General features: G+C 68.9%; 9 protein-coding genes. 4 read left to right on the plus strand and 5 right to left on the minus strand.

The window, feature by feature from the left end; all coding sequences use genetic code 11:
* Positions 1-5 precede the first annotated feature (5 nt).
* Positions 6-722 (plus strand): M50 family metallopeptidase, encoded by a 717-nt coding sequence (locus CJ177_RS15090; RefSeq protein ID WP_061045351.1) that lies wholly within the window; start codon positions 6-8, stop codon positions 720-722.
* Here CJ177_RS15090 and CJ177_RS15095 read toward each other — a convergent pair.
* Together CJ177_RS15095 and CJ177_RS15100 are read right to left on the minus strand one after the other, a co-directional pair.
* The gene (locus tag CJ177_RS15095) at positions 657-15374 is read right to left on the minus strand and encodes a non-ribosomal peptide synthetase (RefSeq protein ID WP_095868032.1); all 14718 of its coding nucleotides are present in this window, start codon (positions 15372-15374) and stop codon (positions 657-659) included. The genes CJ177_RS15090 and CJ177_RS15095 overlap by 66 nt on opposite strands.
* Positions 15375-15509: 135 nt before the next feature.
* On the minus strand, positions 15510-16517 hold the full coding sequence (locus CJ177_RS15100; RefSeq protein ID WP_005251343.1) for an NAD(P)H-dependent glycerol-3-phosphate dehydrogenase: 1008 nt from the start codon (positions 16515-16517) through the stop codon (positions 15510-15512).
* Between the two features lie 106 nt (positions 16518-16623).
* Here CJ177_RS15100 and CJ177_RS15105 point away from each other — a divergent pair, with 106 nt between their 5' ends.
* The gene (locus CJ177_RS15105) at positions 16624-17292 is read left to right on the plus strand and encodes a hypothetical protein (protein WP_061045349.1); all 669 of its coding nucleotides are present in this window, start codon (positions 16624-16626) and stop codon (positions 17290-17292) included.
* A gap of 8 nt (positions 17293-17300) precedes the next feature.
* Here the strand turns inward: CJ177_RS15105 and CJ177_RS15110 are convergent, their stop codons facing one another.
* A complete protein-coding gene (locus CJ177_RS15110; RefSeq protein WP_095868033.1) occupies positions 17301-18623 on the minus strand; it encodes an HNH endonuclease signature motif containing protein in 1323 nt (440 codons plus the stop codon).
* A 455-nt stretch (positions 18624-19078) separates the two neighbouring features.
* Between CJ177_RS15110 and CJ177_RS15115 the strand changes: the two genes are divergently transcribed.
* Positions 19079-19723 carry a dihydrofolate reductase family protein gene (locus CJ177_RS15115; protein WP_005251351.1) on the plus strand — a complete coding sequence of 215 codons (645 nt, stop codon included), beginning with the start codon at positions 19079-19081 and terminating at the stop codon, positions 19721-19723.
* A gap of 31 nt (positions 19724-19754) precedes the next feature.
* Here CJ177_RS15115 and CJ177_RS15120 read toward each other — a convergent pair whose 3' ends face one another.
* Positions 19755-20591: a class I SAM-dependent methyltransferase gene (locus tag CJ177_RS15120; protein ID WP_005251354.1), complete on the minus strand. Its 837-nt coding sequence runs from the start codon at positions 20589-20591 to the stop codon at positions 19755-19757.
* 103 nt (positions 20592-20694) lie between these two features.
* Complete coding sequence (locus tag CJ177_RS15125; protein ID WP_005251356.1) at positions 20695-23397, minus strand: LuxR family transcriptional regulator; 2703 nt, start codon at positions 23395-23397, stop codon at positions 20695-20697.
* A 122-nt stretch (positions 23398-23519) separates the two neighbouring features.
* On the opposite strand from CJ177_RS15125, the gene CJ177_RS15130 reads away from it, so the two are divergent.
* Entirely contained in the window at positions 23520-25454 is a 1935-nt protein-coding gene (locus CJ177_RS15130) for a 2-oxoacid:acceptor oxidoreductase subunit alpha (RefSeq protein WP_005251358.1), read from the plus strand.
* Position 25455 lies beyond the last annotated feature (1 nt).

Below are 25455 nucleotides of genomic sequence, written 5' to 3' on the forward strand. Positions count from 1 at the left end.
CGCCGATGAATGGAATTGAATCGCTGTGGGAGCGCATGAGCGCCGTCAGCCCCGCGCCGGCTCCCTGGATAGTTCAGGTCACGGCGGTGGTGGCGGTGATACTCGTCCTCGAACCGCACGCCTGGCGAGTCACCCGCAACGTTGTGACCATCGTGCACGAGGGCGCACATCTGGTGGTCGCCCTGCTGTTCGGTCGCACGCTGAAGGGGGTGCGGCTGCACTCGGACACATCGGGTGTGGCGATCTCGTCCGGTAAACCGACCGGGCTCGGTGTGGTCCTCATGACGTTCGCCGGCTACGTGGGTCCTGCCGTTCTGGGGCTCGGTGCGGCCTGGGTGCTGGGTACCCAGCACGCGGTCGCGGTGCTGTGGATCGGTGTCGTCGCTCTCGCGGCCATGCTGATCCTCGTCCGGAACCTGTACGGGTTGTTCTCCCTCACGGTGGTCGGAGCTCTCCTGTTCGGACTCGTGTGGTTCGGGACGCAGGACCAGCAGGTGGCCGCGGCGTATCTGATCACCCTGTTCATGCTCGTCGCCGCACCGCGCCCGGTCCTCGAACTGCAGCGGCAACGGGCCCGCGGCGCTGCCCCGGAGTCGGATGCGGATCAGCTGGCGCGACTCACCCGCGTGCCCGGCATCGTCTGGGTGGGTCTGTCCCTACTCGTGACGCTGGGCTGTCTCGCGCTGGGTGGCTGGTGGATTCTCCGTCCCGTCGGTGGCTGAGGCACCCGCGAGATACTCGGCAAGGATCGGCCCGATGACGGCCAGCGCTTCCGGGTCGGTCATCAGTGTGTGAGGGCGGTCGACGGTGTGCGCCATGACGTCCCCGTCGATCCACGGCCGCCACGTCGTACTCGCCGGCACGGGCTGGGATCCGTCCCCGGCCGCGCCGAAGAACACCAGGTTGCCGTCGAAATGTCCCGGAACGAAGTCGGCGGCAGCGTCGACGACGTCGACGTAGTCCTCGTACAACCGGGTCAGTTGCTCCGGCCCGAGCTGCTCCGACGCCCCGCCGCCGAATTCCGTGAGCAGTTCCGGCAGTGTCGGTGCCGGGGTGTCCCGCTCCGCCGACGCGTAGCTGTCGATCATCGCGAGCACATGCACCTCCTCGCCGAGCGACCGCAGCTCGACGGCCATCGCGTGCGCGATCACGCCACCCACCGAGTACCCGAGCAGGTGGTACGGCCCCCGCGGTTGCACACGGCGAATCTCCTGCACATATCGATGGGCCCGCTCTGTGATCGACGAAAACCGTTCGCCGGGCACGGTCACGGTGGGGGACTGCACACCCCAGACGGGGCGGTCGGGGCCGAGATGCGCACTCAATCCCGCATAACACCAGGCCAACCCGACGGCCGGATGGATGCAGAACAGCGGCTCCCGTCCGCCGTCCGGATGCAGCGGCAGCAGCACCCCGAGCCCGGCGGAGGTGTCGGAGGCCGCGGCGAAACTCGACGAGATTCGCGCGGCGATGCTCTCCGCGGTCGCGTCGGCGAAGAACCATTCGAGCCGGACCTCGACCCGAGTGGTGGCGTGCAGCCGTGACGCCGCCCTGGTCGCGGACAGGGAGTTGCCGCCCAGTTCGAAGAAATTGTCGTCCAGCCCCACCAGGCCTGTGCCGAGAACGTCCGCGAACACCGCGGTGACCAGCTTCTCGGTACGGGTCGTCGGGGGACGGAACCGCTGAGCCCGCGGCACACCCGGATCCGGAAGCGCCCGTCGATCCAGCTTGCCGTGGAGTGTCGACGGTAGCGCCCCCAGCACCACGATCTGGTTGGGCACCATGTACCGGGGCAGTCGCTGCGCCAGTTCCGCCGACACGGCACGGGTGTCCACCACCATGTCCGGCCGCGGCACGACGTAGCCGACCAGCCGGACGCCGGTGCCGGCTGATTCGTACACGGCCGCCGCGGAGTGCGCGACGGCGGTATGGCGTCGCAGCGCCGTCTCGATCTCCTCGAGTTCGACGCGCTGACCGCGGATCTTCACCTGGAGATCGCGCCGGCCGAGGTAGTCGATCGTGCCGTCTCTGCGACGACTCACCACGTCGCCGGTCCGGTACATCCGCTGCCCGGGCGGTCCCCACGGATTCGCCGGGAATCGGGAGGCCGTCACCCCCGGTTGTCCGAGATAGCCGCGCGCCAACTGGGCACCCGCCAGGTAGAGCTCGCCCGGAACGCCGACGGGCACCGGATGCAGCCGCGAATCCAGCACGAGCACACCGATACCGTTCTGCGGCACGCCGATCGGGACGGTCGCATCCACGGTGCCGACGACCGTGCGGGTCACGGCGACCGCCGTCTCGGTCGGGCCGTACTCGTTGTACAGCACCGCGTCCGGGCACCGCGCGTGGAAACTGTGTGCCGTGCCGGGCGGCAGGACCTCGCCGCCGCACGACACCTGTCGCAGTGACGTCAGGTCCGCGTCGGGGATCGCCAGGATCTCGGCCAGCATGAGGGGAAGGAAGTATCCCGCGGTCACCCGGTGCCGTCCGATCAGCTCGGCGAGATGCCGCGGGTCGCGGTGGCCGTCCGGTCGAGCGATCACCAGCCGCGCACCGGCGATCAGCGGCCACCAGAATTCGCGGACCGAGGCGTCGAACGTGTACTGCAACTTGAGCATCACCGTGTCGTCCGCGCCGAGCGGGTCGGTGTCCTGACGCCAGCTCAGGAAGCTCACGACGGCCGCATGGGTCACGACGACACCCTTGGGGGTACCCGTCGATCCCGACGTGTGGATCACGTACGCGGGGTTCTGCGCTCGCAGGGGCGCGATCCGGTGCAGGTCGGAGATCGGCGACGGATCGATACCGGAGAGGTCCAGTCGGTCCACGACGACCAGTCGTGTCTCCGTGGGCAGGACGTCGGAGAGGTCGAACCGGTCGCGCTCGGTGGTGAGGACGACGCGTGTGTCCGAGGACCGGATGACCTGGGCATTGCGCTGCGCGGGCTGATCGGGGTCGATCGGCACGTACGCCCCTCCCGCTGTCGATACGGCATACATTCCGACGAGGAGGTCGACCGAGCGGCGAATCGCCAGTCCCACCATGGACTCCGGGCCGACGCCGGCGCCGATCAGGAGCCGGGCCAAGCGATTCACGTGCTCGTCGAGTTCACGATAGGTGAGCGCACGATCTCCGGAGACGACGGCGATCGCGTCGGGCGAACTGGCGACCTGCCGCGCGAACAGATCGACGAGGGTCTCCCCGGAGGACGGCACAGCGGTGGGGACATCCGGGGCAGGATCGAGAAGGGCGAGGTCGCCGACGGCCGTATCCGGTTGTGCGACGGCCTCGCTCAACGTCCGGATGAAGCGTTCGCCGATGTCCGCGACGGTGTGGTGGTCGAACAGATCGGTGGCGTACGTGAACACCGCCGCACGCCGGGTACGTTCCGTCGACAGGTCCGGATCGGCGGTCACGGTGAGTTGCAGGTCGAATCGGGCCGACCGGGTAGGGGGAGTCATCGCCGACACCCGCAGTCCGGGCAGCGTGAGCGGGGTGTGGTCGAGGTTCTGAAACGCCAGGGCCACCTGGAACAGCGGATTGCGTGCGCGTGACCGTGCGGGATCGAGCACCTCGACCACGGTCTCGAACGGAACGGCGGAGTGCGCGAACGCGTCCAGGTCGTGCTCCCGCACGCGGCCGAGCAGTTCCGCGAAGCTTTCCGAGGGAATCACCTCGGTGCGCAGGACCAGGTTGTTGACGAACATGCCCACCAGGTCGTCGAGGGCCTCATCCCCGCGTCCCGCGACGGGGGTGCCGATCACGATGTCGGTGGATCCGCTGAGCCTCGCGAGCAGCACCGCGAATACCGCGTGCACGACCATGAACGGGGTGACGGCAAGGGCCGAAGCGGTGTGCTCGACCGCACGGTAGAGCACGTCGTCGAGCGCGAACTCGACTGTGCCACCGCGGTGCGACGCGATCGCGGGATGTGGCCGGTCGGCGGGGAGGGACAGCTGTTCCGGCGCATCCGACAACGTGTTCTTCCAATACGACAGTTGCTGCGCGGCAACGGACTGTGAATCGTCGCGGTCGCCCAGCAGTTCGTGCTGCCACAGGGTGTAGTCCGTGTACTGGACGGGAAGTTCGGCCCACCGCGGCGCCCGGCCCGAGACTCGCGCCTCGTAGGCGGTCATCACGTCGCGGACGAGCAGCGGCACCGAGAACCCGTCCGTGCTGATGTGATGGACCATGACTGCGAGCACCCACTCGTCGGGGGCGAGGGCGAACAGCCGGGCACGGATCGGCGGTTCGGCGCCCAGGGCGAAACCCTTCGACGCGAACGTCGCAACCCGCGTAGCGACGTCACCGCGGGACACGGGTATCGGACTGAGAGTGGGAGCGGCCCGCGACACCGGGACCAACTGCTGGTACGCCACACCGTCACTGTCGGGGTAGAGGGTGCGCAGCGGTTCGTGACGGCCCACCACGTCCGCGACGGCCGCGGTGAGGGCGGCGACGTCGAGTGTTCCTGTGAGCTGCAACGCCATCGGGATGTTGTATTCGGGGGAGCCGGGTGCAAGGCGGGCGAGGAACCACAATCGTTGCTGCGCCGGTGACAGCGGCACGCGGGCCGGGCGCGGACGCACGGTCAGGGCGACGTGCGTCGCGCCGTCGGTCTGCTCGATGACGGCCGCAGCGAGCGCGGAGACCGTCGGCGAGTCGAACACTGCGCGCACCGGCACCGTCGTCTCCAGCGCGGCACCGATCCGGGACGCAACGCGCGTGGCGGACAGAGAACTGCCGCCCAGGGCGAAGAAGTTGTCGTCCCGCCCCACGAGGTCGAGTCCGAGCACCTCGGCGAACGCTGTCGCCACCACCCGTTCGGCGGGTGTGTGTGGGGCCTCGAACTCGGTTGCCGTGGGACCGGGGTCGGGCAGCGCCGAGCGGTCCAGTTTCCCGTTGGCGGTGAGCGGGACGGCGTCCACCACGACCACGATCGCGGGCACCAGCGGGGTCGGCAGGCGCGTCGCCGCGTAGCGGATCAGCTGATCCGGATCGACCGTCTCGTTCCGAGCCGGGAGGACGTACGACACGAGAACCTCGACGCCGTCCCGGAGTTCACGCACATCCGTCGCCGCGAATCTCACGGCCGGATGGGTGAGGAGGGTGGCGTCGATCTCGCCGAGTTCGATTCGGACGCCGCGCAGTTCGATCTGCGAGTCGTTCCGGTACAGATACTCGATCGACCCGTCGCGACGCCACCGTCCTACATCGCCCGTCCGGTACATCCGCTCCCCGGCTGTGCCGAACGGGGAGGCGACGAAGCGCGCGGCGGTCAGCGCGGGCCTGCGATGGTAACCGCGGGCGACGCCCGGTCCGCAGATGTAGAGTTCGCCGGCCACTCCCGCCGGAACCGGGTGCAGACGCGAATCCAGCAGGAGTACGGCGGCGCCGCGGACCGGGCGGCCGATGGTGACCGTCCCGCCGGCCGCCATGGGATCACTGATACTCGTCATGGCCGTCGTCTCGGTCGGACCGTATCCGTTGAACATCTGCGCCTGCTCAGCCCACACTGCCGCGAGCTCCGGCGGGCAGGGTTCGCCGCCCACCACGACGACGCGCAGATCGTGCAGGCCGCGCGGGTCGACCGTCGCCAGAACCGTCGGCGTGGTGAACACGTGGCTGACCCGCTCGCGGGCCAGCAGGTCCGTGAGTTGGTTCTCGCCCTGGACCGTCGGGGGTGCGAGCACCATGCAGGCGCCCGCACCGAGCGCGAGCAGTATCTCCAGCACCGCGCCGTCGAAGCTGGGAGACGAAGCGTGCAGCGTGCGCGACGACGCCGTCACCGAATACCGATCCCGCTGTTCCGCTGTGAAGTCGGCGAGACCGGTGTGGGTGACCGTCACTCCCTTGGGGTTTCCCGTCGAACCGGACGTGTAGACCATGTACGCCGGATGGCGCGCATCCAGCGGCCGAGCACGGTCGGCATCGGTGACCGGGGCCGAAGACCAACCGCGACATTCGGTTCGGAAGTCCGGGTCGTCGAGCAACAGCCAGTCCGTATCGTCCGGCAGGGCCTCGCGGTCCGCAACGGTGGTCAGCCCGAGGGCGGCGCCGGAGTCGTCCATCAGATACCGGACCCGCGCGGCGGGGTAGTGCGGGTCGACGGGCACGAACGTGGCACCCGTCTTCGCGACGGCCCACACGGAGACGACGGACAGGACGGACCGAGGCAGACCGAGCGCCACGAGTGCTTCGGGTCCCACCCCGCGCCGAAGCAGGGCGCGGGCGAGCCGATTCGACTCGACGTCGAGTTCGCGATACGTCATCGACCGGCCGTCCGCCGTCAGCGCCGATCCTCTCGGATTCTGCCGGACGGCGGCCGACATCAGTTCGGGCAGTGTGCATTGCGGCAACGACGGCGGTCCGTCGTGCCGCGCCTGCTGCTCCGCGAGGTCCCGCACGTCGATGTCGCCGATCACGACGGACGGGTGTGCGAGCGCGGCCCGCAGAATGCGCCGGAACCGGTCCGCGAATCCCGCGACCGTGGCGTCGTCGAACAGATCGGTGGCGTACGTGAAGACGCACGACAGTGATCCCGGGCCGCCTGCGTCGTCGACCGATTCGGTGACCGTCAGCTGCAGGTCGAATTTCGCGGTGTGCGTCTCGATCTCGACGATCTCGGCGGAAACCTCCGGCAGATCGATCACGACCGGCGCCGTGTTGTGATAGGCGAGCGCCAGCTGGAACAGCGGATTGCGACTGCGGGACCGAGCGGGCGCGACCGCCTCCACAACCTCCTCGAACGGGACGTCCGCGTGGGCGTACGCGGCGAGATCGACGTCCCGCACGCGGGTGAGGGTGTCGGCGAACGTGTTGTGCAGCGGGACGTCTGTCCGTAGCACCAGTGTGTTGACGAACATCCCGACGAGGTCGTCGAGTTCGCGGGGCCCGCGTCCCGCGATCGGCGCGCCGACGACGATGTCCGACGTGTCGCCGAGTCTGGCCGCGAGGACGGCCAGCGCCGCGTGCACCACCATGAACGGAGTGGCGTCGTGAGTGCGCGCGAGAGCACGAATCCGCCGATGAATCTCGGCGTCGAGATTGAACTCGACGTTCGCTCCGTGGTGCGTCGCGACGGGCGGGCGGGCTCGGTCGAACGGCAGGGGGAGCAGCTCGGGCAACCCGGACAGGGTCTGCGTCCAATACGCCAGGCCCCGCTGCCCGTCCTGCAGTTCACGCTGCCAGAGGGCGTAGTCGGCGTAGCGGACGGGCAGCGGCGTCCAGCCCGGGGAGTCACCCTGTGCCCGAGCGCGATACGCGGCCGTCACATCCCGGGCGAGCGGTCCCAGCGAGAACCCGTCGGCGCTGATGTGATGGACGACGAGGGCCAGCACGCACTCGTCGGCGTTCACCGCGAGAAGCTCGGTGCGAACCGGGGGTTCGGCGGTGAGGTCGAACCCCGCTGACAGCAGGTCGCGGACCCGGCCGACCGGGTCCGTCGTCCTCCGCACCGTGCACGCCGGCACCGCGGAGGCGGGGAGAACGTGCTGGCAGGGGATCCCGTCGTGCTCGGGATACACGGTGCGCAGGGGTTCATGTCGTTCGATCACGTCACCCACCGCCGCGCACAGCGCCGATTCGTCGAGCGTGCCGGTGAGGCGGAGCACGACGGGAATGCTGTCGGTGGCCGAGCGTCCGTCGAACCGGTTCAGGAACCACACTCGCTGCTGCGCGAGGGACAGCGGCACGTGGGCGGTCGGGGTGTGTCGGACCAGGGGCGCCCGCTCGGTCTCGTGCGTTCGTTTCGCGAGATACTCCGACAGTTCCGCGACCGTCGGGTGGTCGAACAGTTCGCGGATGTCGACGGAGGTTCCCAGCGCCGCTCCGACGCGGGCGACGGCCTGCGCCGCGGTCAGCGAGTGTCCGCCCGCCGCAAAGAAGTTGTCGTTCCTGCCCACCCGGCCGGTGCCGGTGACCTCCGCGAACACGAACGCGACGACGTCTTCGGTGGGTGTGGCGGGCGGATCGGATGCAGACTGCGCGGGCGCCGGTTCCGGTAGGGCTGCGCGATCCAGCTTCCCACTGGTGGTGAGGGGCAGCGCCGTGAGTGGGACGACGGCGGAGGGAATCATGTAGGCCGGGAGCAGACCGGCGAGACGGTTGACGATCCGGCGTTCGTCCGGCGGCACACCGTCCGCGGACACGACGTAGGCGATCAGCCGGTCTCCCGCTTCCAGGTCGCGGTGCACCGTGACCGCCGCGTGTGTCACCGCCGGGTCGGACGTGAGTGCGGACTCGATCTCGCCGGGTTCGATGCGTTGGCCGCGGAGTTTGATCTGGAAGTCGCTGCGCCCGAGATACTCGAGCCGGCCCGACTCGTTCCACCGCACCAGGTCGCCGGTGCGGTACATCCGGCCGCCCGTTCCGCCGACGGGATCGGCGACGAAGCGTTCGGCGGTCAGATCGGGGCGTCCGGCATACCCGCGCGCCAAGTACCCACCGGCAAGGTACAACTCGCCCCTCGTCCCGACCGGCACCGGCCGGAGCCGGCTGTCGAGTACATACGTACGTATGTTGTGAATGGGGCGGCCCATGGCGACCGCGGTGCCGATGTCGTTGCCGTCGACCGACTCCGAGGTCGCCGCCGCCGCCTCGCACGGGCCGTACCAGTTGTACAGCGCGGCGGCGCTGCGTTCACTGAATCGCGATGCCGTCGCCACGGACAGGGGTTCACCCGCCGAGTAGACGCGGCGCAGCGTCGAGAGCGCCCGCGGCCCGCACCGGTCCAGGAAGGCGTCGAGCATCGACGGTACGACGTGGAGAGTCGTGATCGACTCCTGCGCGACGATCCGCGCGAGGTAGCGGGGGTCGCGGTGGCCGTCGGGATCGGCGATCACCACCCGTGCGCCGGTGTGCAAGGGCCACAGCAGTTCCCACGCGGAGATGTCGAAGGTGAGCGGGGTCTTGTGCAGTACCGCATCGGAACCGTCGAGCGGCGTCAGCCTCTGTGCCCAGCGGAACTGGTTCACCATCATCTCGTGGGTCACCGTCACGCCCTTGGGTCGTCCGGTGGAACCGGACGTGTAGACGACGTACGCGGCGTTCGCTGGATGCAGCGGTGCGCGTCGCTCGGAATCCGTGATCGGTCGGGGGTCGTATCCGGTGACGTCGAGCAGATCGAGATCCACGACGGCGACTCCGTCCGGGACCGCGCGATGACGGGAACCGGACGTGAGGACCAGTGCGGCTGCGGCCGAGTCGATGACGAGTGCGGTGCGTTCGGGCGGGTGCTCGGGGTCCACGGGCACGTAGGCACCGCCGGCCTTCAGCACCGCGTGCAGCGCGACGAGAAGCTCGATCGAGCGGGGAGCCGCGACACCGACGACGGTTTCCGGTCCGATTCCCTTCGCCAGGAGATACCGGGCGAGCTGATTCACCCGGGCGTCGAACTCCGCGTACGTCAGTCGATCCGGGCCGAAGACCACCGCCACGGCGCCGGGGGAACGCTCGACCTGTGCGTCGAACAGATCCACCAGGGTCTGCGGGGGCACCGGGGCGTCCGTCGCGTTCCAGGTGCGCAGAACCTGCTCGCGCTCCAGCTCGCCGAGGAGATCGAGCCTGCCGAGGACGACGTGCGGATCCCTGCCGATGCACTCGAGGACGCGGCCGGCCCGCGCGAGCAGGGCCGCGCCGTCGTACCGGCGTGACCGGCACTTCACCGTCAGCCGCAGGGCCCGGGACACCGTCGCCGCCAGCGTCACGGCGTAGTGCGAGGCATCGTGTGCGCGGACCCCGTCCAGGGTGAGTCCGTCGACGAGTTCCGGCAGCGCGCTGTGGTCCACGGGGTACGACTCGAACGCGACCAGCGTGTCGAACAGCGGCGCCACGCCGACTGCCCGCTGGATGTCTGCGAGGCCCAGATGGTGATGTTCGAGGAGACGAACGTGGTCGGCCTGCAGGCGGGTGAGCAGTGTGGCGGCGTCGATACCGGGGTCCAGCGGGATCCGCACGGGCACGGTGTTGACGAACAATCCCACCGCACTCTCCACCCCGGCGACGTCCGCGGGCCTGCCGGAGACGGTCGCGCCGATCACGACGTCGTCCCGGGCGGTCGCCTGCCCGAGAACAATTCCCCAGGCTGCCTGCACGATCGTGCTCAGCGTGACGCCGAGCTCGGTCGCGCGGGCCGTCAGCGACCGGGTGTCCTCCTCGCTCAGCTCCAGCACCGTCTCCGACGGGGTGGGGGTGGGCTCGGCCGGGGCGGCGGGCTCGGTGATGCCGTCGAGTGCCGCGGCCCACGCCCGCGCCGAGGTTTCGGTGTCCCTGTCCGCCAGCCATTCCAGGAAGTTGCGGTACGGGCTCGAATCCGGCGGCTCGGTGCGGACGTCGCCGCGTCGGTAGGCGGTGAAGATCTCGCGCACCAGCAACGGCATGGACCAGCCGTCCAGCACGATGTGGTGGGCGGTAATTGCCAGGTCGGAACGGTTCGGCCCTCGCGACAGCAGGGTGAACCGAATCAGCGGTGGGGCGGACATGTCGAAGCGGGTGGTGCGGTCGTCCTGCAGGATCTCCTCGGCAACCTCGTCCGTGTCGCGGTCCGTGAGGTCGACCTGCCGCCACCGTAGCGGCACGTCGTCGAGCACGAGTTGCACCGGGATGCCACGACTGTCGCGCACGAGTGCGGTGCGCAGGTTCGCGTGCCCTGTGAGGACGGCGATGCACGCGCGCCGGAGTCGATCCTGATCGAGGTGCCCGGACAGGGTCAGGATCACCTGCATCGCATACGGATCGGCATCCGCGCCCGCGAGTGCCGCGTGGAACAGCAGGCCCGACTGCAACGGCGTCAGCGGCCACACGTCGAGCAGACCCGGATGGCCCCGCTCCCACTCGTCGATGTCGTTCCGGTCCACGGCGACGAGCGGCAGATCGGACGGGGTGAGCCCACCGGCGTGCGGAGAACGCGCCACCGCGGCAAGGGCTGTCAGCGCCTGCGCCCACAGATCGGCCAGCGCCCGCACATCCTCGGACGCGATCGCACCCGCCGGGTATGCGAAGGTGGCGTCGAGGACGCCGTGGGTGGTGAACGCGGTGATGTCGATCAGCGCGGTGACCGGCATCGACGGTTCCGCCGACGAGAACACGGCGGCCCCGTCCCGCACCGGGCGCCAATCGCGTTCGGTATCCGCGGCATCGAGACGACCGAGGTAGTTGAAAGCGACCTGGCCGGTGCCGTTCCCCGGATACCGCAACAGCCCGTAGCCGATGCCCTTGTCGGGCACCGCACGCAACTGTTCCTTGACGGACTTGATCGCAGTGCTCGCGGAGCGCCCGCCCGCGAACGCCTCGTCCAGGTCGACGTCCCCGAGGTCGAGGCGGATCGGAAAGATACTGGTGAACCACCCGACGGTGCGGGAAAGATCGGCGCCGGGGAGCACCCCTTCCTCGCGGCCGTGTCCCTCGAGCCGGATCACCGGCGCGGTGGCCGGTCGTCCCCGCCGGCGCTGCCACTGCGCGAGGGCGAGGGAGAGCGCGGTGAGCAGTGCGTCGGTGACCTCGCATCGGAAGGCGGCCGTGAGGTCGGTCAGCAACGAGTGCGTGACGGCTGCAGACACTTCCGTGTGGATCCGATCCACGGTGGAATTCACGTCACGCCGCGCGTCGAGTGGGCGGGTGCCGAGCGGCGAATCCGCGACGGCCGTCATCGTGCGCCAGAACGACAGCTCGGACCTGCGGCCCGGCCGCTGCGCCTCCTCGATCAGGCCGTGCGACCACCGGCGCAGGGAGGTGCCGATCGGTGCGAGAGTGGGCGGCACCCCCGCCGTTACCTGTGCCCACGCTGCGGCGAGATCACCGATCAGGATTCGCCACGAGACGCCGTCGATCACCAGGTGATGGGCGACGAGGAGGAGCCGTCCGCGGCGGGTGGTGTCGTCCGGTCCGGGGTCGAGCCAGACGCACTGCATCATCACGCCCGCAGCAGGATTCAACCGGCGTATCGCGGCTTCGTGTTCGTCCCGCGTTCGCTGCGCCGGGTCGGCGTGGACGGGCAGCGGAACCCGCAGGATCGTGTCCTCCGGCAGCGGTGTGCCTGCCGGGCTCACGGTGAGAAGCGCCGTCCCGTCCGAGCTGAGCATGAGGCGCGCCCGCAGTGCGTCGTGCCGGTCGACGACGGCGCCGATCACCGTGTGCAGCCCCTCCGCGTCCACACCCCGTGGCAGTTCCACCACCACGGCCTGTGCGTACCGGTCGACGACGCCGGCCCGGTCGAACAGGAATCGGGCGGCCGGGGTGGGCGGCATGTCGCCGACCCCGCCGCCGGGAAGTTCCTCGAGCACCGATCTGTCGACGTCGTTTCCGGCGACTTGGCCGAGGCGGGAGATCGTTCGCTGCTCGAACACGTCACGCGGAGTGAACGCGATTCCCGCACTCCGTGCCCGGGAGGCCAATTGGATCGCCATGATGCTGTCACCGCCGAGCGCGAAGAATGACTCGTCCACACCGAAATCGGACGTCCCGAGGATGTCGGAGTAGAGGGCGTGGAGTGTGCGTTCGCGCTCACTGCCGGGGGCGGTCCGGGAACGGGACCGGAGGCCGTGCTCGGGGAGGGCCGTGCGGTCCAGCTTGCCGGACGGGGTCAGCGGAATGTGGGAGAGCACGACGACGGCGGCCGGCACGAAATGCGGGGGCAGTTCGGCGGCGAGGAACGACAGCAGCTCCTGCTCGGCCAGGGTGTCGGCGCCCACCACATACGACACGAGCTGATCGCCGGCCGTCTGCGAGCGAATCACGGTGACGGCGAATCGAACCGCCGGATGCCGGCGGAGTGTCGCGTCGATCTCGCCGGGTTCGACGCGTAGACCCCGGAGGTTCACCTGTTCGTCGCTGCGTCCGAGATATTCGAGTTCGTGGTGGCGGGTCCAGCGGGCCGTGTCGCCGGTGCGGTACATGCGGGTGCCCGGTGATCCGTACGGGTCGGCGACGAACCGTTCCGACGTCTGCCGGGCGTTGCGGTGGTACCCGCGGGCCAGGGCGGTCCCCGCGACGTACAGCTCGCCGACCACACCGACGGGGACCGGACGGAGACGGTGGTCGAGGACCACGGCCCTCGTTCCGTGGATCGGCCGGCCGATGGTGACCGGTCCGGACTCGGCGAGAGGCGCGCTGACGGTCGCCAGGACGGTGGTCTCCGCCGGACCGTACGCGTCGATCATCCGGCATCGGGACGCCCACCGAGACAACAGTTCCGGTGAACAGTTTTCACCGGCGACGACGAGTGTGCGCAGACCTCCGACCTCGCCGGGTTCCATCGACGCCAGGACCGACGGGGTGATCACCAAGTGGGTGACGTGTTCGGTGGTCATCAGCTGCGCCAGCAGGGATCCACCGAACACCGCGGGCGGGGCGATGACGAGAGCAGCGCCGGAGCCGAACGCCATCAGCATCTCGAAGACGGAGGCGTCGAAGCTCGGCGATGCGACATGCAGAACCCTCGCCGCACTGTCGAGGTCGAGTCGGGTGCGCTGCGCGGAGACCAGATTGGCGATCCCGCGGTGCGTGACCACCACTCCTTTGGGAACTCCGGTGGATCCGGACGTGTAGATGAGGTAGGCGGCGTCGTCGAGTCGTATTGCCGGCGTGGGGAAATCGTGGACGTTCGAGTTGCCTGCCTCGTCGACCAGTAGCCACTCGATGCCGCCCGGCAATGTGGTTGCGTACTCCGCGGATGTCAACCCGACTGCCGCGTGGGAGTCGTCGAGCATGTGCCGAATACGGGGGACCGGGTAGTTCGGATCCACCGGCAGGAAGGCGGCCCCCGATTTGGCGACGGCCCAGACCGCGCAGACGTCGTCGGAGGATCGAGGCAGAGCCACCGCGACGATGTCGCCGGACCCGACGCCGAACCGTGCCAGCATCGCAGCGATCCGATCCGATCGGCCGTCGAGTTCGCGGTAGCTGATCGTGCGGCCGGCGCTGACGACGGCGGTCGCGTCCGGATGCTGTGCGGCGGAGGCGCGGAACACGTCGGCGAGCGTGGCCGGGACGCTGTCGGGAGGTCCGGGGAAGGGGACCAGCGCCACGGTTTCGTTCTCGGTGAGGACCGGGAGTTCCCCGATCGGGTGGGCGGCATCGGCGTCGAGGAAGTGCCGGAAGTATCGCAGAAATCTCGTGTGGTGCCCCTCGAGTTCGTCCTGCGAATACAGTCGCGGGTTCGCCTTGAAATCGAGGTGCACACGTCCGCGGGGACCGTACCGGTACAGGTTCACCAGGAGGTCTTCGATCGGACCCGAAGACAGCACATGCAATTGGCTCCGCAGCGAGCCGAGTTCCAACTCCTCGGGGAACAGCATGATGTTGACGGCGGGGCCGAACAGTCGCGGCCCGGACAGCGCGCTTCCCAGATCTGCGCGGATGTCCTCGTGCCGGTACCGCTGATGCCGCAGGGCGCCCGACATCACGAGGCGCGTGCGGGACACCAGATCGCCGATGGTCGCCGTCCCCGCGGACGTGATGCGCAGCGGCACCACATTGGACACCATCCCGCCGGACCGGCGCAGCGCCGCCGTCGTGCGGGCCGACACCGGGAGACTGAGCGTGACGTCGTCCTCTCCGGTCATTCGCGCCAGATAGCCCGCGACCGCGCAGACGGTAAGCGTCGCAGGATTGACGCCGTGCGCTGCCGCGCACTTCTCGAGCTGGTCGACGACCTCGGTGGTCAACGTTCCGCTGACGTCCCGGGAACCGGCGGTCGCAGGCGCGGAGCCGCGCGCGAGGGTGCTCGCGTGGGTGACACCGCGCATCTTCTCGGTCCAGTACTCCCGGTCGGACTCCCGGCGGGCGGAGTTGCGGTAGTCGGTCTCGACTTCCTGGATGCGCCGAAGGCTGAGGGGCCTGCTCGCGGGTGGCGGCAGTCCGTGCACCGCGGCGGTGTAGAGCGCGGCGATCCGGTAGACCATCGTGACGGACCCGAAACCGTCCATCGCGATGTGGTGGGCGCGCGAATACCAGAAGTAGTGGTCGTGTCCGACGTGGAGAAGGAACGAGACGGTCAGGCGGTCACGCTGGACGTCGATCGGATCGGCGGTTTCGGTGCGCATCCACGCGTGCGCCGCCGCCTCGGGGTCCGGCGTGTCCCGGAAGTCGAGGTAGCCGACGGGAGCGTCCAGGCTCGGTTCCACCCATTGCAGCGGTTGCCCGTCGGCCGCGGAGATCTGCAGGAAGAACGACTCGAACTCGGCGGCCGCTCGCACACACGAGGACGTCAAGACGCTCCGGTCGAGATCGCCGTGGATGTCGACGTACTGGGCGACCGACACCGGAACCGCGGGGTCGACGTGCTGCGCGAGCCACATCCCCGTTTGCGCGGGTGACAGGGGGAACGCGCGCGCCGACGAGTCTCCGGGACCAACCGAGGTCGGTGAACTCATCGCTGACTTCTCTCACGCATACGTCCCCGCACGACGCTGCTTGCTGGGGTGCCTCCATTCAGGAGTCTGCCCCAGTTTTCTAGGAGATTGCTTAGAAACGTCTAGATAGTGCTACTGCCGGTTGCAGTTGTGCGGTCACGCCACCTCATCCTCTCCGCCGGCAGCGACTTTCCGCAGGCCGCGGTAGGCGCCCTCCGGCGTCTGCCGCCCCGCGACCACTGCCTCGACCTCGGCGGCGATGGGCATGTCCACGTTGTAGTCGCGGGCCAGTTCCATCACGGTGGGAGCGGTCTTCACACCCTCGGCCACCTGCCCCAGCTTGGCGACGGCCTCGTCGACCGTCATGCCGCGGGCAATGAACTCGCCCACCCGCCGATTGCGCGAACTCGGGCTCATACAGGTGGCGATCAGGTCTCCGACCCCGGTCAGCCCCGCGAACGTCCGCGGGTTCGCGCCCATCGCCTCACCCAGCCGGGTCATCTCGGCCAACCCTCGCGCCAGGACCATCGCGCGCGTGTTGTCGCCGACGTCCAGTCCGTCGGCCATGCCCGAAGCGATGGCCACGATGTTCTTCAGCACGCCACCGAGTTCGCAGCCCAGCACATCGGTGTTCCGGTACACGCGGAACACGGCGGACGCGAACAACGGCTGCAACGCGGTGGCCACCCGGACGTCCTGGGTGGCGACGACCGACGCCGCGGCGAGTCCGTCGACAATCTCCCGCGCAATGTTCGGGCCTGCCAGAAGCCCGACCGGATGCCCGGGCAGGCACTCGGCGATCACCTCGGTGGGTCGCAGCCGCGTTCCCGGCTCCAGCCCCTTCGCCAGCGACAGCACCGGCACCCACGCCCGCACCTCGTTGGCGATCTGAGCGAGAGTGCTGCGGACCGCGTGCGACGGCACCCCGACCACGAGAACGTCGGCTTCCTGTGCCGCCTCCACCAGGTCGGCTGTGGATCGCATGGAGTCGGGGAGTGGGCGGTCGCCGAGATACCGAGAGTTGCGGTGCTCGTCGTTGATCTCGTCGGCCGTGTCCGAGTTCCGCGCCCACAGCAGGGTCGGTGTGTTGTGGGCGGCGAGACCTGCCACCGTCGTTCCCCACGACCCGGCGCCGAGCACGACGACGCGTACCGGGCGGGCCATTACCGATCACCCATCGTGTTGATGCTGTCCATGACATCCAGCCTGGCACTTGCCGGGCGTTCACGAAGCTGATTCGGCAAGTCACTGCGGCCGCTAGCATCCATTCATGCGTGGACGAATTGCAGGACTTGCAGCATGTGTCGGTGTGCTCGTCTCCATGGCAGCAGGCGAAGCGCACGCTGCGCCCCCGCCGCTCGACGACGTGGCGGCAGTGCGAGCCGCCCTCCAGTCGGCCGCCATGCCGATCAGCACCCGCACCGCACAGTCGATCACGACCACCATCGAGCGCGTCGCCACCGGTACACCGCGATACAACTACTTCCCCCGATCGGTTCATCTCGTCGAGGGCACAGCCCAGCCGTTCCTGTACGACACCACCGCTGCGGACTGCCTCCCTGCCGGTTTCGGAGAGCAGAACGATTCGGTCGGTATCGCTCGAGCGATTGCCGGCCCCGCCGTCGACGAAAACCTGCCTGTCCCTGTCATTCCGCCGGGGAAGGTCAACGTCTTCTTCAGCGGGATCAACACGGCAATGTCGTCGCCGCTGCAGGCCGATCTCGTGGAGGTCGCCTGGCTGAACCTCACCACCATGCAGTCGGGAAGAGCGCCGCTGTATCAGGAGCGACCGGCCGACTACATCGTCACGCTGTCCAACACCCTCGAGACAGGCAGGGGCACAATCGTGTTCGTCGTCTTCGGGAGCATCCTCGACAACACCAGCCGAGCATTGCCGCCGTGTGATTACGCCCCGGTGGTCGGCGTCGTTCAGGCCTGATCGCGCTGTCATGAGGCACGCAAGCGCGCGATCAGTACCGCCTCGACCTCCGACTGTCGTGCCGCGGACGGGAGCGGCGGGGCCGCGGATCGGTAGTGGTGTCCGGTCGGGGTGCGGAGGTCGATGAGGTGGGTGCGGCCGGGGTTGTGCACGGGTCGGGCCGTCCAGCCTGGTGCTTCCTTCGCGTAATTGCAGGCCTCACAGAGCCCGGACCCGTTGTCCGCCGTCGTGGCACCGGATTCTCGGCGTGAACGTATGTGGTCGCGATGCCGGATCGGGGCATCACACTCGCACCACGGGGTTCGGCACGTCCGGTCGCGGAGGTCGATCAGCTTTCGCAGGCTCTTCGGGAACGTGCGCGCCTGGGATTCCATCGCCGTCAGCGCCCCCGACTGCGGGCACGAATACACCCGCCGCCGCGACGTCTCGGTGTCATTGTCGACGGCGTCGGCGACCAGCTGCCGGGCGATCGCGGCCGGCACCGGCCCGAGCCCCTGCAGCTGCGCGGCCTCGTGCCCGCCGGCCAGCAAGGTCTCGTCCGAGAGCACCAGATTCACCGCCACCGGAACACCCGACGCCACCGATGCTCCGGTGCCGCGGTCGAACAACAGGTCCACCATCAGCTGATTGCGGGTGCGGCCACCGCTGTTCCCGGTCGCGATCAGACTGTCCGCGTCCCGCCCCAGCGTGGCCTGCAGACACACGGCCTGCTCGACCGGCATCAGCACGCTCAGATAGGCCATCGAGTCCGGCGCGGGGCGTGTCGTGACCCGTCGTTCGGACACTGCCTTTCGGTGCCGGGCCACGACCGCTGCGGCGTCGAGTTCGACCGCCAACGCTTTCGCCCGTGTGATCAGTCCGCGGTCGCCGACGCCGTCGAGAATGGCCGGGTCCGAGCACAACCGGCGGTCCACGATCGCCCGATCGGCCGCCGACAGGCAGGCTGTTTCCCGCACGAGCAGGGTGGCTCGCCATTCGTTCAACCGCCCGGTCTGCAGCAGGGTCAGGGTGTGCGGCATTTCGTGCACCAGAGCCCGTGCGAACCCCAGGTGCCGCCCGCCGCGGTTCGGGGACTCTCTGCGGGCCAACGCAATCTGCGAGGCGATGCCGCGGTCCCAGTCCGCCCGCGGTAACCCGGCGGCCTTGCGGTCCGCGCGGATCTGGGTGGCGACGTCGTCGGTGATCACCGCCTGCACCGCGCACCCGACCGACTTCAACGTCTCGATCGCATCGAGCAGATCGATGCCCAGTCCCGGATCTCCACTTGCCGCCTCGGCGCATTGCAGTCGCGCCGTGAATGTGCGCAATTCCTCGAGAAGTACTGCCCCCACAACCAACCTCCCCCAAGGTCGTTCGAATACATGTTCGACTCTAGCAGCGAAGTCCCGACCGGGCAATGCCCGAATCGCAGGCTGGGTACCGTGTGCACAGGCGCAGCCCCCGCGGAGGGTCAGGCGCTGACTGTCAGCCCACGCGGATCCCCCGTTTGGCGACAAACTCGCGGGCTCGACCCATCAGCCGAGCGACCTTGGACGACTCGATGTCCACCGGCTCCGCAATGGGCCCACCGATCGACCCCGCCATCTCGGCCCCCGTCTCCGTGTCGGTGACCACCCGTCCATCGGCAAGGGTGATTCCCCGAGGAGGCGTGCGGCGCGGCGCTGTCAGGTTGCAGCCTCAGAGTACGGCTCGAGGGAATACGATTTTCGACGTTCCGCGATGAGTTCGGCCATCTCTTCAGGTCTGTCTATTTGTATCCCGCACCCGGCTATTGGAGGAATCGCCCATGCCCCGCACACGGATCCACAATATGAATATTTCCCTCGACGGCTACGCCGCCGGTGAGCACGTGACGTTCGACGCCCCGATCGGCGATGCCGAACGGCTATTCGATTGGTTCGACGGACGCGTCATCCACGGGGTCGACCGGGTAGACGCCCCAGTCACCCTGGACCGCGCCGTGACCAGCCTGTGGAGCCAGGGCATCGGCGCGGAGATCATGGGCCGTCGCAAGTTCGGCCCCCAAACCGGCGAGTGGCCCGACGACGGGTGGCGGGGCTGGTGGGGCGACGAACCGCCATTTCACACACCGGTGTTCGTCATGAGCCACTACCCACACCCCAGCATCGACTTTCCCAACGGAACCAGCTTCCACTTCGTGGACGCGCCACCCCATGAGGTGCTGCGCATGGCCCAGGAAGCTGCCGACGGTCGGGACGTCCGGATAGGCGGAGGACCCTCGACCGTGCGGCAGTTTCTGCAGGCCGACTTGATCGACTTCATGCACCTGGTGATCGTGCCCATCACCCTCGGGCGCGGCGTATCCCTCTGGGAGGGCTTGAACGGCATCGAAGACCGCTTCACAGTCGAGACCGTCGCATCCCCCAGTGGGCTTACCCACCAGTTCTGGAACAAGAACGGCCACGACTGATCCCGGTGGCTGTTGCGACCTCTGTCCGCAATTACCACTTCCGTGCGGTGAGCAGGAGGTATTCCCAGTTCATCACTGTGCCGCCGGTACCGTGGTCGAAACGACGTGCGAGATCGGCGAGTTCGTGATCCAGTGCGGCGACCCGGGCGGGGTCGTGGGCGATGTTCCTGTACACCGCGATGGTCGGACCGTAGCGGGTCTTGAAGTAGTCGCGGAAGTCCTCCGGCGACCGGAACTGATCGATGCGCACGGTGTGCCGGGTTGCCACGATGTCGGTGATGTGGTGGCCGAACAGCGCCCGGACGTGTTCCTCGCGACCCCACAGTGGCGGGGGCTGCGCGCCCGGAGGGGGCGGGGGTGCATACGGTTTCATCGTTGCGAACATCTGGCCGATGAAACCCTCGGGGGTCCAGCTGAGTAGACCGATCGTCCCTCCCGGCCGGCAGACGCGGACGAGTTCGTCGGCGCTGGCCTGATGGTGCGGGGCGAACATGACACCGACGCACGACATCACGGTGTCGAACTCGTTGTCGGCGAACGGCATCGCCTCGGCGTCGGCCTCGCGCCACTCCACCTCGGCTCCGAGTTCGGCGGCCCGGCGGCGGCCGGCGTCGAACAGTTCGGGGGTGAGGTCACTGGCCACGACGCTCGCACCGGACAGCGCCGCAGGGATGGCGGCGTTGCCGGAGCCTGCCGCGACGTCGAGAACACGGTCACCGGGCCTGACCCGGCTCGCCCGGACCAGGGCGGGGCCGAGGCCGGCGATGATGTCGGTGGCGAGGGCGGGGTAGTCGCCGAGAGCCCACATGGCGCGGTGTTTGTTCTTCAGGTCGCGGTCGGCTTGCACTGCGTCGATCGTGTCATCCATCTCGGTACTCCGGTGGGTCGTCTGCATCGGTCGAGATCCAGCCTGGCCGGATGGCGGTGCCCCGAACAGGCACCCTCGGGGTAGGTTCCCGCCACCCCGGACGTCAGTCCTGGTCGCGGAACTGCGCCGCGAGTTCGCTGCGCGAGCGGATGCCGAGCTTCGCGTAGACCCGGGTCAGGTGGTACTGCACGGTCTTGACGGACAGGAACAGCTCGCCCGCCGCCTCCTTGTTGCTCGCTCCGCCGGCGACGAGTTCGGTCACAGCCCGTTCCTGCGGAGTCAGTTCCTCGAGCGTGAACCGGCTGCGTTTGAGGTTGAGGCCGCCGGCCTTGAGTTCGCGGTCGCACCGCTGCACGTAAGAGGTGGCTCCGAGCGCGAAATATCCCTCCCGGGCGGCCTGCATGACGGCGTCCGCTTCGCGCCGCTTCCCTGCCCGGCGCAGGGTCTGGCCGTACGCGAAGTTCACGCGGGCGCGGTCGTAGGGGAGGGGAAGGGTGTCGAGGTGCGTCAAGGCCGTCTCGAACACGTCCCGGGCGGAATCGATGTCGCCACGCGCGCCGGCGACGCGACCGCGGGCGTAACCGAGACGAGCCATCGCCGACCGGTGGCCGCGCTCGGCGGCGCGTTCCTCGTGCGGGGTGAGGAAGGTGTCCGCGTCGTCGACGCGACCGGCCATCACGAGGGCGTTCGCGTAGACGTCGGGCCACTGCCAGAAGCCGGGCTCGTCGATGCCCTCGCGCGGTTGCAGGCGGGTGAGAGGCTCGAGTGCCCTGATCACTGCGGCGTAGTCGGCCTGCACCTCGGCGCATTGGGCGCGTGCCAGTGAGGACGGAATGAACATCATCGGGTAGTCGTGCGAACTCGCCGCCGCGAGACGGAGGTGCTCGTGCGCAGCGGGCCAGTTTCCGCGTAGCGCGTGTGTCTGCGCGCCGGTCCAGTGCACCAGGGGCCGGACGAGGTCGAGTGCGGCGTCCTCGAGTTGGTGTGCCGCGCGGTCGACCGTGGCGATGGCGCCACTCCAGTCGCCGAGGGCGAATTGCGTTCGCGCCAGCCAGGCCTGCGCCCACAGCGAGATGCGGGTCGAGCCCATCCGGAAGGCCGTGGGGACGGCGCTCTCGAGTTCCTGACGCGCCGATTCGGGATCGTCCAGCGCCAGGTCGAGCCAACCCCTGGCCATGTCGAAGCGCTGGGACTGGGCACCGAGGGCGATCTTCGCGGACAGTGTGTCGTAGGCGGCCCGTGCCTCCACGATCTGACCCGTGGCAGCGAGTCCGAGTCCCATGATCGCCGCGGATTCGACGGCCGACGGATCGCCCGGATCGACGAGAGCCACGGCCCGGCCGGCCCATTCGACGAGGTCCGGTCCGTGCCAGCGGACGAGTGAGTCCAGGACGCGGCGCTGGCAGATCAGCGCGGCGGTCGCCGGATCGGTGTCCGGGTCGCATGCGGTCCACGACTGGGTGAGCAGCAGATCGGCCTCCGCGGGTCGTCCCCGGAGGATTGCGAGGTAGCCGAGTACGGCGTCGCGTAACGGACTTTCGGGGAAGCTCTCGATTTCCGGCGCGAACGCCAGTGCCTGGGGAAGGTTGCTGGCACCGACGAGAGCGTCGACGGCCCGGATGAGACGTTGTTCGCGTTCGCCGCGGTCCGCGGTGAGGCGGCTCGACTTGATCAGTGCGTCCGCGACGGCCGACCACGCCCCGACGGTCGCCCGCTGCGCAGAGTAGGTGTCCAGTTCGTCCGCGAGCGCGGGGTCGGCGAACGGCGCCGCCGCGGCGCGATGGTCCAGCCGCCTGCCCTCGTCCTCGACGATCTGTGCGGCATGATCGTGCAGGTCACGTAGCCGGATCGGCCCGAGGCTGCGGTAGACGGCGGCCCGGGTCAGCGGCGACGGGAAGGTCAGCACGGTCACGCCGCGATGCTCACCGACGGTGAGGAGGCCCGCCCGATGGATTTCGTCGAGCGCTTCCACCGGGTGCTCGATGCCCGCGAGCGCGGCGGCGTCGGCGAATCGGGGATCCCCGCCGAGTACGGCCGCCGATTCGACGAGTGCCCGGGCAGGCGCTGAGCACGCGGACAGTTGTGACTGCACTTTCGCGGCGAACGTGCGGGGTACCGGGAGCACTGGCTGCCACTGGCTCCACGCGCTCGGGTCGACTTCCTGTAGAAGTTGCGTGAGGTGCCGCGGATTCCCCGCAGTGTGCTGAACGAGCTGGTGCGCCACCGGGGCCGGAAGGTCGAGATGCGCAAGGGTATTCGCAAGTCTGCGGGTGTCGGACGCATCGAGCGGACGGACGTGGATCCGATGCCGGCGATGCCGGTCGAGGAGGTCGAGGACGTCCGCGGGAACACCCTCAGGAGGTTCCGAGTTCGTGACGAGGACGATCAGTGCCGGTCGGTCCAGCAGATGCACGGCGGAGGTCAGCGCCTGCAATGAGGCCAGGTCTGCCCACTGCGCATCGTCGAGCACGAAGACGAACGGAACGTCACCGGCAGGCGGGTTCACTGCAGCGACGAGTTCGCGGGTGACGTCGAGGGGGTCCGCCGACGTCACGGCCGCCCCGAGGAGCTGTTCGGCGACGCCGAAGGGATGGCCCGACGCCCACGGGGCGCAGACCGCGGAGAACGCGGGCAGGTCGGGATGCGCCGCGAGGAAGTGTTCCACCAAAGTGGTCTTGCCGATGCCCGGCACGCCTTCGACGACCACGACGACGGGCGCGTTCTCGCCCGCCTCACGCAGGATCGACTCTAGTTCGGCGAGTTCGCGGGAACGCCCGACGAGCTCGATGTTCCCTGGATCCCTCACACCACTCACCGTATCGCGGCGCCTGATTTCGGCGTGTTCCTGGCGAAAACTGGGAACGCTTGTACCGTGAGGTTAGAAGCTGCTGGTCAGAACGACTACGAGTCGAAGGATTCGGTGCATCCATGACGACGGAGGCGAACTCCACGAAGTTGGAGCGAGTGGCGATCCGCTTTGCCGGAGACTCCGGCGACGGCATGCAGTTGACCGGCGACCGGTTCACGTCGGAGGCGGCGGCGTTCGGCAACGACCTCGCCACCCAGCCCAACTTTCCCGCCGAGATCCGGGCGCCTCAGGGCACGCTCCCCGGTGTGTCGTCGTTCCAGATCCAGATCGCGGACTACGACATCCTCACGGCCGGCGACCGCCCGGACGTCCTGGTCGCCATGAACCCGGCGGCGTTGAAGGCGAACCTGGCCGAACTGCCGCGCGGCGGCATGATCATCGTGAACACGGACGAGTTCACCAAGCGGAATCTCGCGAAGGTCGGATACGCCACGAGCCCCCTCGACGACAACTCCCTCGAGGACTACGTGGTGCATCCGGTGGCGATGTCGACGTTGACGGTCGGCGCGGTCGAACCCGCCGGACTGAGCAGGAAGGACGGCGAGCGGGCGAAGAATATGTTCGCGCTCGGACTGCTGTCGTGGATGTACAACCGCCCCACCCACAGCATCGAGCGGTTCCTGCAGACCAAGTTCGCAGCGAAGCCGCAGATCGCGGAGGGCAACCTGCTCGCGTTCAAGGCCGGGTGGAATTACGGGGAGACGACGGAGAGTTTCGCGACCACCTACGAGGTGTCCGCGGCGACGCTCCCACCGGCCACGTATCGCCAGGTCACCGGGAACACGGCCCTGGCCTACGGGGTGGTGACCGCGGGACGGCTGGCGTCGCGGGACGTCTTCCTCGGCACCTATCCGATCACGCCGGCGTCGGACATCCTGCACGAGCTGAGCAAGCACCGGAATCTCGGCGTCACCACGTTCCAGGCCGAGGACGAGATCGCCGGAATCGGCGCGGCGCTGGGCGCCTCGATCGGGGGTGCGCTCGGCGTGACGAGCACGTCCGGACCCGGACTGGCGCTGAAGAGCGAAGCCATCGGGCTGGCGGTGATGACGGAGGTCCCGCTGCTCGTCATCGATGTCCAGCGCGGTGGCCCGTCCACCGGGCTCCCGACGAAGACCGAGCAGTCGGACCTGTTGCAGGCGATGTACGGACGCAACGGCGAGTCGCCGGTCGCGGTGATCGCGCCGTGCTCACCCGCGGACTGCTTCGACGCCGCCGTCGACGCCGCCCGGATCGCGTTCACGTACCGCACACCGGTGCTGTTGCTGTCGGACGGCGCCATCGCGAACGGCAGCGAACCGTGGGCCATCCCGGACGTGTCCGAACTGGACCGGATCGACCCCGGCTGCGACACGGCGCCACTGGTGGACGGCGAATTCGCACCGTACGCCCGGGACCGGGAGACGCTCGCCCGTGCCATGGCGATACCGGGAACGCCCGGGCTCGAACACCGCATCGGCGGACTCGAGAAGGCCGACGGCAGCGGCGACATCTCCTACGATCCCGCCAACCACGACCTCATGGTGCGGTTGCGCCAGGCCAAGATCGACGGAATCGCCGTTCCCGACGCGGTCGTCGACGACCCCTCGGGTGAGGCCGACCTGCTGCTCGTCGGATGGGGCAGCTCGTACGGACCCATCGGTGAGGCCTGCCGGCGTGCTCGCCGTGAGGGTAAGAAGGTGGCCCACGTGCACGTGCGCAACATCAACCCGCTGCCCGCCAATCTCGGTGCGGTGCTGCGCAGCTACGGGACCGTCGTCGCACCGGAGATGAATCTGGGCCAGCTCGCGATGATCCTCCGTTCGAGGTTCCTCGTCGACGTGCAATCGGTGACCAAGGTGCGGGGGCTCGCCTTCCTCGGCGACGAGCTGCACGACGTGATCGACTCCGCGCTGGCCGGAACGTTGCGTGAGCACGAGCTCGCGAAGACCTCCGACGCGCTCGCGTCGGCGACTTACCGATCGACCGGACCCCGGCAGGAGGAATCGGCGTGAC

This window comes from Rhodococcus sp. ACPA1, assembly GCF_002300195.1.
GTDB classification, from domain to species: Bacteria; Actinomycetota; Actinomycetes; order Mycobacteriales; family Mycobacteriaceae; genus Rhodococcus_F; species Rhodococcus_F opacus.

Bases quoted from the DNA above. Each gene is read 5' to 3' on its own strand.
- CJ177_RS15095 (WP_095868032.1), bottom strand. From the start codon at position 15,374: ATGAGTTCACCGACCTCGGTTGGTCCCGGAGACTCGTCGGCGCGCGCG.
- CJ177_RS15120 (WP_005251354.1), bottom strand. From the start codon at position 20,591: ATGGATGACACGATCGACGCAGTGCAAGCCGACCGCGACCTGAAGAAC.
- CJ177_RS15100 (WP_005251343.1), bottom strand. From the start codon at position 16,517: ATGGCCCGCCCGGTACGCGTCGTCGTGCTCGGCGCCGGGTCGTGGGGA.
- CJ177_RS15130 (WP_005251358.1), top strand. From the start codon at position 23,520: ATGACGACGGAGGCGAACTCCACGAAGTTGGAGCGAGTGGCGATCCGC.
- CJ177_RS15115 (WP_005251351.1), top strand. From the start codon at position 19,079: ATGCCCCGCACACGGATCCACAATATGAATATTTCCCTCGACGGCTAC.
- CJ177_RS15105 (WP_061045349.1), top strand. From the start codon at position 16,624: ATGCGTGGACGAATTGCAGGACTTGCAGCATGTGTCGGTGTGCTCGTC.
- CJ177_RS15090 (WP_061045351.1), top strand. From the start codon at position 6: ATGAATGGAATTGAATCGCTGTGGGAGCGCATGAGCGCCGTCAGCCCC.